Here is an 11,581-nt window from a genome sequence, read left to right on the forward strand (position 1 = left end):
CGCTCTCAAAGCAACAGAGTACCAAGTCCCTGGAACACGGATGGGCGATCATTCCGGCAGGTGGGTTTCCAGGGCCATGGCGATCTTTTTTTTCAGCTCCGTCAGGTCAAAGCTTTTCACCACATAGTAGTCCGCAGCGATGGACTTGGCGTCTTCTTTGAAAGTGTCATAGGCCGTGGCCAGAATCACCGGAAGATCGTAAAAGCGCCCACGTATGTCCTGAAGGAGATCCAGCCCGTCGTAGTCCACCATCTTGATGTCCAGGATCACCAGATCCGGCTTTTCCTCTTCTATTCGCTCCAGCAGCTTGTACCCACTGTCTGCAGTGATCACCTCATAGCCGGCTTCCCGCAGTTCCTCGGAATAGAGCAAGCGGATGTGTTCTTCATCGTCAACGACCAGTATTTTCGCCATGATCCTCCTCCTTTGCCGGCTCCAGCATCAGTGAGGCCACTTTTCCAGCAAGTAAGGCTTGCTTTCCTCGAAAACGGCGCACATGCCCTCCACATGCTCTTCCGCCTGCTGGATGGACATTCGCTCGGTGCGTTTCACATACGAGACGACTTTTCCCAGATACAGGGGCAGAAGTGAATCCACCAAGGCCGACCTGGCTTCGCCATCCTCGCCCATCCTCCGATAGGCTGCAGCCGCATCGAAGAGCAGCGTCGCCCAGGTGTGGGTGGGAAAGGTGAACTGTTCGAAGCTCATGGAACGAATCTCATCGAGCTTGTTGAAGACCATGGGATCGAACACCTCCCGCCACAGGCCTTCGAATTCCTGGAAGCCCTCGTGGAACCTCTGGTGCAGCCGGCTCGTGTTCACCTCCACGATGGGGGGGCTTTCCACCTCTTGCCCGTCCAGGTTGAAGAGCGCTGTGGGCTTGCTCCACTTGACCCGACGCCAAAAGTCTTCGTAAGCCCCCATAAGATCAAACAGGGTGGTCACCGCCTGCCGGAACCGGACGCTCAGTTGAGCGAAAGGGTCCTTCATGCGGTGTTCTTTCGGCATGCCTATAAAGGTCTGCCACACGGGGACCCTCGAGACCAGGGCCACCGTGCCCATCCACACATCGATCCCGGTGGCCTCCACCGCGTCGCCCCAGGCCGGCGCATCCAGGAAGGTGGCGGCCAGATCCCCGCGAAAGGCACAGTCGCCAGCGTCCAGCTGGCGCACCCGCCGTCCATAGAGGCATCGAGACATGGGATAGACCAGGCAGGAGGTAAGGGTGTTTTCGTATTTATGGCGCATGTAAAAAGGGGTCACATAGGCGGCGCCTTTCTGGATCGGTTCAGCGAATAGGCGTACCCAGGAGGGGCTCAGATTGGAGATGTCCGCTTCAAGCACCACCACGACCTCAGCCTTCAGGTCGAGAACCTTTTGAAACAGCATGCGCAGGTTGGCCCCTTTGCCTCGCTGGGAAGGCTCGGTGGACAGATAGATCCGGGGAACAGGGGTGGCCGCCTGTAAAAAGGCGTCCCGGGTTCCATCCAGGGAATGATTGTCGCAGTTGATGATCACCGCCTGTCGGTCTGGAAAGGCCTCCTGCAAGCCCTGCCCCACGATCTCCACGGCCCGCCCGATGGAAGCCGCCTCATCGAAGGTGGGGAAGGCGACAACCAGTTCCGCCTCTGTCACGTTTTGGGGATTTTCTTCCAAGTGGATCATCCGTGGATCTCCTGCCTCCAAAGGCCCTCGGCCGGCGCCTCACGATCAGCGATCGGCTCCTTCCATCCTCTTCAGGTAGCGAAACAGGTCGGCATCGCTTCCCATCAGAAAGAGGCTGTTCGGATTGTCGTATTTTCGATAGAAGTCCAGGGTCTTGTAAAACTGGTAGAATTCCGGATCCTGCCCGAAGACCTCCGCATAGATGCGCGTGGCTTCGGCGTCGGCCTTACCCCGGATCTCTTGGGCCTTGCGATAGGCTTCCGACTGAATCCTTGCCAGTTCCCGGTCCATCTTGCCCAGAATGGCGGCCTTCTCGCCTTCGCCTTCCGAGCGGTACTGTGCTGCGATCCGCTTGCGCTCGGAAATCATGCGGTCAAAGACCTTCCGCTGCACCGACTGAACATAGTTGATCCGCTTGATCCGGATGTCCAAAAGCTCGATACCGAATTCGGGTACCAGCCGGGCCGCATCGGCCAACATCTCTCGGGTGATCTTCTCCCGGCCCTTTTTGAGCACGGGGGACATGTCCTTATCGCTTTCAGTGGCGGTGCTCAGCAACAATTGGTAATCCCCCAGGCCGGCTTCCATGAGCTTGTCACGGGCCTGCTCCCAGCCCTCACTGCGCACCAGTTCCACCAGATTGTTGTTGGACACGTGGTCGCGGACCACCGAATCGATGATGCCGTCCAACCGGCTCATGGCCGTGGAGACGGTGCCCACGCTCTGCAGGAAGAGCAGCGGATCCTTGATGTGCCAGCGGGCCGTGGTGTCCACCCATATGTACTTTTTGTCCCGAGTGGGGATTTGGTTGGGACTCCCATCCCACTTGAGCACCCGCTTTTCAAAGAAGTTGGCCTTCTGGATGAGAGGCAGTTTGAAGTGGAGCCCCGCCTGGGTGATGGGCTCGCCCACGGGCCTTCCCAGTTGGGTAATGACCACCTGCTCCGTTTCCGTGACCACGAAGAGCGAACTGGAGGCGACGGCTCCAATGACAAAGAGCGCCACCACGATCAGTCGAACACCTTTGGGCATCATTTCTTCACCTCCCCGCCGGCGAAAGGCGTGGCCGAAGCATTCCCCGCTCCAGGCACCAGGTCGTTCAGGTTGAGTAGCGGCAGCACGCCCGATTTTTCCGTATCCAAGATGAGCAGGCGGCCCGCCTTTTGGGCGAATTCCGCCATGGCCTCCAGATACATGCGCCGACGGGTCACATCCGGGGCCTTCCGATATTCGGCCAGGATGTCTTGGAACCGGGCCACCTCACCCCGGGCGCGATTCACTCTTTCGGTGGCATAGCCTTCCGCCTGGGTGATGGTCTGGCGCGCCTGCCCCCGAGCCTTTGGAATGCGCTGGTTATAGACCTGTTCCGCCTCGTTGATCATGCGCTCCTTTTCCTGACGGGCTTCGTTCACCTCGTTGAAGGCCGCCTTCACCGGCTCGGGCGGATTGGCGTTCTGCAGCTTCACCGTGATGATCTGGAGGCCCGTGTGGTAGGTGTCCATGATCTGCTGGATCTCTTGGCGGGCCATCCCAGCGATGGACGCCCGGCCCACCGTGAGCACCTCGTCGGCATAGCGGTTGCCCACGATGCGGCGCACCACCGATTCCGAAATATCGTCCAGAGTCTCTTCCACATCTTTCAAGCGGAACAGATATTTGGCGGGATCCCGGACCTTGTACTGAACGGTCCACTGGATATCCACCACGTTCAGGTCGCCGCTCAGCATGCGGGATTCTTCTTCGAAGCCTTTTTCCGAAAACCGCGACCGCACACCGGGCGCCACGGTCCGGTACCCGTATTCACGCTGGAGCACCCGCCCCGTGAGCACCTTGGTGACCCTTTCCACCCCCAGTGGGATCTTGAAGTGGAGACCCGGCCCTTCGGTTCGCACAAACCGACCGAAGCGCTGCACCACGGCAGTCTCCTGGGGTTCCACGGTGTAGTAGGAATTGAAGGCCGCAACGGCGACCAGGACGATCAAAGCCAGCGGCCAGAAGGGACTGCCTTTGAGCCAGGGGAATTGAAAGCGGTCCTTCAGCCGAGTCAACACCTGTTCCAAATCCGGCACATTTCCGGGCCCCTGCCCTCTGTGTGGCGGTCGTTCCCAATCCATAACCACTCCTCTCCCTTGAACAACAACGAACGCATGAAATCGTCGTCACCCGTCAATTACGCCAGCGGTGCGTAACGGTCGGAGACTCCCCCGTCTACACCTCCTGATGGCTCTCAAACGATCGACACAGCCCGTCTGGGCGCCATCCAACCGGGCTGTAAGTTCCCCCATGCAAGGGCTTTTTTGTGCAAAGGCCGGCTCACTGGCGAACCGGAACGCGGCCGAGGCCGCCCACAGGAACCGATGGCGTTCTTGTCTCACGGCAACCGACTGGAAACCTCCATCCCACTGGTTGTGAACCGCCGCACCTGGAAAGTGCCTACTCCCCTTTCTTTTTTAGGGCTTCCAGTACATAGGCGGAAAAGATCAGGAGAATCGCCAAAATCCCGATCATGGCGGGAGGCGCCTGGGGGAAGAAAAACCTAGCCAGGAACAAGGCAAAAAAAACACCGAGAAGAACTCGGATGGTAAAGACGCGGATTCGCACAACACCCCCTCTGCGTTTCAAGCCAAGCGCCGGGCCTCGCTCTTGCCTTCCTGCGGGATCCGCGCACCTCGTGGTTCAACGGCCTTCCCAAAGACCCTATGACGCGGAAATCCTATCGGTGCCCTCGGTGGATGTCAAGAAAAGCCGGGTCTTGGACAAGGGAACCAATCCTCCCCTCCTTGTTGCCTCCGCCGGGTCTTCGGGTGTATATGACCAGTGATGGTCCGGCTCTTGCCCCACCCTTCTCGCACAAAAGGACGGCCCATGAAACTGCTCCTGTTCTATGCACCCCACTTTTGGTACCGAACCCATCAGAAGAGCCTGGACCACGTTCCGGATCGGGAAGAAGAAGCCCAGTGTCGTGATGCGGTGGTGGTCTTCTACCATGCGGAAGCTCACGACGAGGATCGCCAAGACAAGGTCGTGGTCAAATGGGTCAAAAACATCAAGTGGCTGGCTCGAAAATTCGACACGCAAGCCGTCGTGCTCCATTCCTTCAATCACCTGGCCGCCACCAAGGCCGATCCACAAACGACTCAGCAGATGGTGGCCCAGGTCATTGGGCGCCTCTCTCGAACTGGGTTCCAGGTGATGGAAACCCCGTTTGGATACCTGAACGAGTGGAAAATCCACGTGGCCGGAGATTCTCTGGCAAAGGTTTTCAAAGAGATCTGAGAAGAAGGAGTCCCGCGATGGAAAGGATCCTTGTGGCCCTGGACGATCGCCCCGGATCCCTCAAGACGATTCATTACATCAACCGGGTCCTCCGGGGAGCCGGCCACGTACGGATTCTTCTCTTCCACGTCCTCCCAGCCATTTCCCAGAACCTGCTGAGCAAGGAAGAGACGCGCCGTATGGAGGATCTGCAGGAAGAACGCCCCCATCTGAGCGGCTACTTCTGGCAGCCCGAGGCAGAGAAGCACATGCGCGAGATGTTCCACAAGGCCCGGGACCTCTTGGTGAGCGGAGGATTCGCGGACGAACAAATCGAGGAACACTTCGCCGTGGAGTCCCAGGAGGTGGCCTCCGTCATCGTCAGTCGGGCCGAGACCCTTCAATGTTCGACCATCGCCATGGGCCGCCGGGGCCTGTCGCGCGTCAAGGAGCTCTTTTTGGGCAGCGTGTCCAAATCCGTGACGGGTCGTGCCAAAGGGAGGACTGTGTGGGTGGTGGACAGCGAAGAGGTCTAGAAGCTTGTCCCACAATGGCCTTTCGGCCTTTTGGGGCTTTCAGACCAGTTGAAATTACACCGGCCCCGTAGTGTTTTTTGAATGCTCAGACAGCCTGGTAGGGGCGGGCTCGGAACCCGCCCCACGGCGGCATGGCCAGGCCAGCAGCACGGCTCCGGCTGGTAGCCCCACGCTTCAACCCGTACAACAAGGGAGCAACCTGGGCGTTTTCTGGACAGGCTCCCAGAAGCCGGGCCGAAAAGGGCTCTCCGGCTCAAGATGCCGGGAAGTTTCCATTCCCTTCGTAGCCACCAATGTGTTCATGCCCAGTGTTTTTGGACAGCCTACTGATAGGAGACAGCCATGGGATCTTCCCTTTACCGACACATCGCCTACTGCACGGACTTCAGTGAAAACGCCGACCAGGCCTTTGTGGCGGCCAAGGACCTGGCATGGCGCTATGGCGCCGTGCTCCACCTGGTGCACGTGATGGTCACCTATTCGACGGCTCCCATTCGGGAAATGTACGTGCCGTTGGAAACGGACGCCCACTTTGTGGAAAAGGCCACCGAGGCGGCCCGTTCCGCCATCATGGAACGCTACGTGGCCCAGCTCGAAGAAAAGCAACCCTACGAGATCCACCTTCTTTCCGGCTACCCGGCTTCGGAGATCGTGGCTTTCGCCCAAAAGAACAACGTGGATCTGCTGGTAACCGGTTCCCACGGCCTCACGGGCCTGGCCCACGTGCTCTTCGGCAGCACCGCAGACCGGGTGGTTCGTAAGGCCCCCTGCTCCGTTCTAACGGTTCGACTCCAGCAGACTCCCGCACAAAACGGATGAAAACCGCCGGGAAAGCCTGCAAACCGCGCCCGAGGCGCCCGAGCCCCGCAGCACGGCCGCATGTCCCATGCCTTTTTCGCCTTGACGCCCCCGCGATTCAAACCCCATTATCGCCCGGGAGGCGCTAAAACCGGGCCGTTTGGGCACCGGCGCCCACATCGTGACGTTCGCTGATTGGACTCACTCCCACCCAGAAAGGACTGACACCATGGTACTGGATACCTCCCAGCCCCTCCTTGTGACCGGCGCAGCCGGATTCATCGGTTTTCACCTGTCCAGGCGTCTTCTCACAGAAGGCTATGCCGTGGTGGGGCTGGACAACGTGAACGACTACTACGACGTGCGGATCAAGTGGGACCGACTGAAGCTCTTGGAAGATCTGGACGGCTTTACCTTCCATCGCATCGACCTGGAAGACCGCCCGGCCATGGAATCGCTCTTCGACCGGTACGACTTTTCGGCGGTGGTGCATCTGGCGGCCCAGGCGGGTGTGCGCTACTCCCTGGTGAACCCTTATGCCTACGTGGACAGCAACCTCACCGGCTTCATGCATATCCTGGAAGGATGCCGCCACCACGGAGTGAAACACCTGGTTTTCGCCTCGTCCAGTTCCGTCTACGGCGCCAATACGCGCATGCCCTTTTCCGTCCACCACAATGTGGACCACCCCGTCTCCCTCTATGCGGCCACCAAGAAGGCCAATGAACTCATGGCACACACCTACGCGCACCTCTACGGCCTGCCCTGTACCGGGCTTCGCTTCTTCACCGTGTACGGCCCCTGGGGAAGGCCCGACATGGCCCTCTTCCTCTTTACCCGGGCCATCCTGAACGACGAGCCCATCCAGGTCTTCAACTACGGTAAGATGCAACGGGACTTCACCTACATCGACGACATCATCGAAGGCGTCTATCGAGTGATGCAAAAGCCCCCCGAACCCGACCCGGCCTGGTCCGGAGACGCCCCCGACCCCGGCACCAGCTACGCGCCCTACCGGGTGTACAACATCGGAAACAACCAGCCGGTGGAACTCATGGAATTCATCCGAACCCTGGAGGAGTGCCTGGGAAAGGAGGCGAGAAAGGAGCTCTTACCCATCCAGCCCGGCGACGTTCCGGCCACCTATGCGGACGTGGAAGATCTCACACGCGACTTCGGCTTCAAGCCCGTCACGCCCATCCGGGAAGGGATCCAGCGCTTCGTGGACTGGTACCGGGACTACTTCAAGGCATAAAAAAACCCGCGCCCATGCGCGGGTTTCTTCTTTCCTCTCGCTTCTTGGCCCGTCACCGCCGCCTTCGCACGACGGCCGCCCCGACGCTCAGACCCAAGCCCATCAAGACCAGACTCACGGGTTCGGGAACCGGGACTCCACCGGATCCACCGTCGTGAGAAAACGGGGTGAAGAAGGAATGGATCTTATTCTTGGATTTCACCACGTGATCGTAGGCCACAATGTCCACCCAACTGTAGCCCGTCACCAGGACATGAAATTTTTTGATCTCACCCGAAGCCTTGCCACCCTCTTCGTCGCCCGGTATGTAGTTTAGAACCTCTTCCCCGGTGCCAAAATCGCCGATGTAATATTCATAGTAGGAGGTGGGGAAAACCCCGTGCGGAGGAACCAAGCCCCCGTCTCCCATGGCCGGTTGGCCATCATCTTTGAAAAAATAGGCATCGGCGGTATGATCTCCTCCATTGGCCCCTTCAGTGAGCCGGTCGCTGTCGTCGGGACCTCGAGATACTGAAGACCCGTCGTCCAGATAACCGCTCCATTGGGTTTCACCCTTGAGCCAGGTTACCTGGATGGATCCGTCCTCATCCGTTGGAGCGGCAAAGGCCGCTTTCACATCATGGATATCTTGGTTAGCGCCCACCACCCAGAGATCGTATTCCAGGGATTGGATCACCCATGTCTCTGTTGCGGCATCGTAGGTGGCTCCCCGAATGTAGATCTGCAAACTGGGAACGGCTCCCGCCGGATACGCCGCGGCCGCCAACCAGACAAACACCATCCACATCACCCATCCACGCGCCATGGACCTTCCTTTCCTTGATGACAATCGGGTTTGTGCGTGTGTAATGGGCAATTTTCGCGCCAAAAAGGAAGGAGACCTTGGCCTTCCAGCAACACCGCCGATCCCGGCCAAGGACCGATCGCCGGTGGCCGGCGGAACTGTGCAATGGTTTTCCACAATCTGTGATAATAAATTGCAGACGGTGGTGGTCCTTTGCACAGGCAGCTTCCCCATGGGTGGGTCGCATTCCGCATTTTTTCTAGAGAGCTCTGGACGAACGGAAAGGGAACACCCTGATCATTCCTTCAGGAACCAAGCGTTTCGGCTCAAGGATTCGCACCCCGAACCGGTCACCCGGACCATGTTTTCCAGGCGCACACCGCCCAGGCCCGGCAGATAGATTCCCGGTTCCACAGTGAGCACCATGTTTTCCTGCAGGACGACGGAATTTTTCTTTCCATAGCCGGGCTTTTCGTGCACGGCCAGGCCCACACCGTGGCCCAAGCCATGGCCGAAGGCTTCGCCATAACCGGCCCTTTGGATGATGTTCCGGGCGATCTGGTCCACCTGGTGGGAATCGATCCTGGGTCGGATCGCTTCCATGGCAGCCAGCTGGGCTTCTCGCACGATTCTGTAGATTTCCCGGATCTTTTGCGGCGCGCGGGGCCCGATCCAGGTGCGGGTCATGTCGGAACAGTAGAGGCGCAGGCGCGCCCCCACGTCCAGCACCACGGCATCGTCCGCTTCCACCTTTCGATCGGTGGGAACCGCGTGCGGAAGAGCTCCGTTGGGCCCGCTGCCCACGATGGGAGGAAAGGAGACGGCTTCGGCCCCGGCTTCGCGTATCCCCGCCTCGATCTCCCAGGCCACCTGCTTCTCGGAGACTCCGGGCCTGAGGCTTTGCCACACGCGATCGAAGACCTCTTCGGTAAGAGACACGGCCGCTCGGAGCCGATCCAATTCGGTGGAATCCTTGACCATGCGCAGCTCTTCCACCAGCCCGTCCAAGACCACCACGTCCCCCCGTTCCCCTCGGAGCTTCTGAAGGGTCTGCCGAACTTCCAGGAAACGTTTGTGCGTCAGGTGATGGCCCTCCACCCCCAGTCGATGGATGCCAAAATCGCCAAAGACCTCCGAAAGCACCTGTTCCCAGCCTTCCTTATAGATCAGCAGCTCGTAGCCGGGAGCCTGATGGGACGCCTCCTCCTGGTAGCGGAAATCGGTGAGAAGCGCCTGCCGATCCAGGCCGATCACGAGAAAACCCGAACTCTCCGTGAGCTGCATGTCCCCCGCTTCGAACCCGCTCAGGTAGTACCGGTTTTCCGGAACCGATACCAAGAAACCGTCCAGCTCCATCTGTTGCATCTTGTCGCGAACCGCCGCCAGCCTCTTGCCGAAAGGATCAACCATCACCGCTCTCCTTCGTCCCAACTTGACAGGGCCCTGCCCGTCCGTTAAGCAGAACCGACACGGACAATTTCATACCAGCCGCCCTGGGATGTCCCAGGGCCGCAAGAGGATGAAGCCATGCTTGCACGTATGCTCGTTTTACGGTTCCCCAAGGAGGTGGTGGACAAGCCCATCGTCACCAACCTGGTGCGCAACTACAACTTGTCCTTCAACATCTTGAAGGCCCACATCTTCCCGCGCAAAGAAGGCCTCATGGTAATGGAACTGCGCGGAAACCGAAAGGACTATGAAAGGGGCCTGAAGTATCTCAAGGACATCGGAGTCAAAGTAGAGTCCATCGGCCAGGGGATCCGCCGCGACGATGAAAAATGCTATCAGTGCGGGGCCTGCACGGCGGTCTGTCCCACAGGGGCGCTGCACATCGAGCGCCCGGAGATGGAGGTTGTCTTCGAATCGGAACGCTGCAGCGCCTGCGAGCTGTGCGTGAAGACGTGTCCGGCACGGGCCATGATCGTCATGTTCGACAAGGCGGTGGAGTTGGAGGAAGAGTTGGCCTAGGTCGCTGCCCGAAAAGGCTGGGCTGAGCCCCCTTTTGCCAGGGCGGCCCTTTAGGGTTGCGAAAGAGTCGCCGCACATCCCATGGGCCCATGGGGGACCATCTGCCACGTTTTGGGGCTCCGATGGCCCTTTCCCAAGGCCCAAAGCCCTGCGATCACCAAGGGAAGGGTCCTTGGCCGGCACGTCCCGCCCGGAGCCTGAAAGCCGCGAGGAAAAGAACCAAAAGCCCTATGATCATTGCCGTCGCCCTCAGCGGTGGAGCCGACAGCCTCCGCGCCGCCTGGATGCTCAAGAAGGCCGGCCACCGCGTCTTCGCCCTGCACATGCGCCTTCTGCCGCCCACGGAACCCAACATGGAAGGCGCTCCACGCCCGGCCGAAGCTCCCGCGGTGGTGGTCGAGCTGGCCCGGCGCCTGGGCATTCCGCTTCGAGTGGTGGACCTGAGCGACGACTTCGAGCGAAGGGTGATCCGGCCCTTTGTGGAGGCTTATGGTCGGGGTCGCACGCCCAATCCCTGCGTCCTTTGCAATCCGTCCATCAAGTTCGGCAAGCTCCTGGAAACGGCCCGCCGGTTGGGAGCCGAGTGTTTGGCCACCGGCCATTATGTGCGCAAGCTCGATCCGCTCCAATGTGGCGGGCGTTTCGGCCTGAGACGCTCTTCGGATTCCACCAAGGACCAATCCTATTTCCTCTACGGGTTGACTCAGCAACAGCTGGAACACGCCCTCTTTCCCCTGGCCGATGAAACCAAGGCGGCCACCCACGCTTGGACCGTTCGGGAAGGCTTTGCGGATATCCTTGCCGAGGAGAGCCAGGAGATCTGCTTCATCCCTTCCGGCGACTACCGGCAGTTTCTGCTTGACCGGCTGGGCGACCAAGCGCCGCCCGCGGGGGGCCCTATCCTGGGTCCCAACGGAGAGGTTTTGGGCCGGCACAAGGGCCTTTTTTGCTATACCGTGGGGCAGCGGCGAGGATTGAATCTTCCTTCCACCGCCCCCTGGTACGTGACCCGGCTGGATCCGGCCCGCAACGCCGTTTGGGTGGGCCGCGCCGACGAACTCCTGTGCCAAGAGGCCCTGGTGCGCCGGGTCAACTGGGTGTCCATCGCCCCCATCGCGTCCCCCCGAAAGGCCCTGGTGCGCGTCCGGAACCAGCACGCGCCGGCTCCCGCCCGCCTGGTCCCGCTTTCGGCGACAGAAGTGCGCGTCCGTTTCGACACACCCCAAAGGGCCGTCACCCCGGGGCAGGCGGCGGTCTTCTACGACGACGATCTTCTGCTGGGAGGCGGAACGATTGGGGATCGAGAGGATTAGTAGACGA

12 protein-coding genes are annotated in these 11,581 nt (G+C 59.9%); 6 read left to right on the plus strand and 6 right to left on the minus strand.

Annotated elements, in window-relative coordinates:
* Positions 1 to 48 precede the first annotated feature (48 nt).
* From B9A12_RS02640 to hflK, 4 genes are read right to left on the minus strand one after another with little or no spacing between them, the layout of a single operon-like run.
* Positions 49 to 414 (minus strand): response regulator, encoded by a 366-nt coding sequence (locus B9A12_RS02640; RefSeq protein WP_084056008.1) that lies wholly within the window; start codon positions 412 to 414, stop codon positions 49 to 51.
* A 27-nt stretch (positions 415 to 441) separates the two neighbouring features.
* Complete coding sequence (locus B9A12_RS02645; RefSeq protein ID WP_084056009.1) at positions 442 to 1,665, minus strand: glycosyltransferase family 2 protein; 1,224 nt, start codon at positions 1,663 to 1,665, stop codon at positions 442 to 444.
* 45 nt (positions 1,666 to 1,710) lie between these two features.
* Positions 1,711 to 2,700 (minus strand): protease modulator HflC, encoded by a 990-nt coding sequence (hflC, locus tag B9A12_RS02650; RefSeq protein ID WP_212636807.1) that lies wholly within the window; start codon positions 2,698 to 2,700, stop codon positions 1,711 to 1,713.
* Positions 2,697 to 3,779 carry an FtsH protease activity modulator HflK gene (gene hflK, locus B9A12_RS02655; protein ID WP_084056010.1) on the minus strand — a complete coding sequence of 361 codons (1,083 nt, stop codon included), beginning with the start codon at positions 3,777 to 3,779 and terminating at the stop codon, positions 2,697 to 2,699. The genes hflC and hflK overlap by 4 nt, the downstream gene beginning before the upstream one ends.
* Before the next feature lie 751 nt (positions 3,780 to 4,530).
* Here hflK and B9A12_RS02660 point away from each other — a divergent pair.
* The 4 genes from B9A12_RS02660 (at position 4,531) to B9A12_RS02675 (ending at position 7,509) form a co-directional block, all read left to right on the plus strand.
* Positions 4,531 to 4,941 carry a threonyl-tRNA synthetase editing domain-containing protein gene (locus tag B9A12_RS02660; RefSeq protein ID WP_084056011.1) on the plus strand — a complete coding sequence of 137 codons (411 nt, stop codon included), beginning with the start codon at positions 4,531 to 4,533 and terminating at the stop codon, positions 4,939 to 4,941.
* Positions 4,942 to 4,958: 17 nt separating this feature from the next.
* The gene (locus B9A12_RS02665; RefSeq protein WP_084056012.1) at positions 4,959 to 5,456 is read left to right on the plus strand and encodes a universal stress protein; all 498 of its coding nucleotides are present in this window, start codon (positions 4,959 to 4,961) and stop codon (positions 5,454 to 5,456) included.
* Between the two features lie 342 nt (positions 5,457 to 5,798).
* Positions 5,799 to 6,275 carry a universal stress protein gene (locus B9A12_RS02670; protein WP_084056013.1) on the plus strand — a complete coding sequence of 159 codons (477 nt, stop codon included), beginning with the start codon at positions 5,799 to 5,801 and terminating at the stop codon, positions 6,273 to 6,275.
* Between the two features lie 208 nt (positions 6,276 to 6,483).
* Positions 6,484 to 7,509, plus strand: a complete 1,026-nt coding sequence (locus B9A12_RS02675) for an NAD-dependent epimerase (RefSeq protein WP_084056014.1) — start codon at positions 6,484 to 6,486, stop codon at positions 7,507 to 7,509.
* Between the two features lie 52 nt (positions 7,510 to 7,561).
* Here the strand turns inward: B9A12_RS02675 and B9A12_RS02680 are convergent, their stop codons facing one another.
* Positions 7,562 to 8,314, minus strand: a complete 753-nt coding sequence (locus B9A12_RS02680; protein WP_170920287.1) for a choice-of-anchor N protein — start codon at positions 8,312 to 8,314, stop codon at positions 7,562 to 7,564.
* A gap of 276 nt (positions 8,315 to 8,590) precedes the next feature.
* Positions 8,591 to 9,703: a M24 family metallopeptidase gene (locus B9A12_RS02685; RefSeq protein ID WP_084056016.1), complete on the minus strand. Its 1,113-nt coding sequence runs from the start codon at positions 9,701 to 9,703 to the stop codon at positions 8,591 to 8,593.
* 117 nt (positions 9,704 to 9,820) lie between these two features.
* Here B9A12_RS02685 and B9A12_RS02690 point away from each other — a divergent pair, with 117 nt between their 5' ends.
* Positions 9,821 to 10,261: an NIL domain-containing protein gene (locus tag B9A12_RS02690; protein ID WP_084056017.1), complete on the plus strand. Its 441-nt coding sequence runs from the start codon at positions 9,821 to 9,823 to the stop codon at positions 10,259 to 10,261.
* A 230-nt stretch (positions 10,262 to 10,491) separates the two neighbouring features.
* Positions 10,492 to 11,574 carry a tRNA 2-thiouridine(34) synthase MnmA gene (gene mnmA, locus B9A12_RS02695; protein ID WP_170920288.1) on the plus strand — a complete coding sequence of 361 codons (1,083 nt, stop codon included), beginning with the start codon at positions 10,492 to 10,494 and terminating at the stop codon, positions 11,572 to 11,574.
* Positions 11,575 to 11,581: the final 7 nt, after the last annotated feature.

Source organism: Desulfacinum hydrothermale DSM 13146, from assembly GCF_900176285.1.
Taxonomy (GTDB): Bacteria; Desulfobacterota; Syntrophobacteria; order Syntrophobacterales; family DSM-9756; genus Desulfacinum; species Desulfacinum hydrothermale.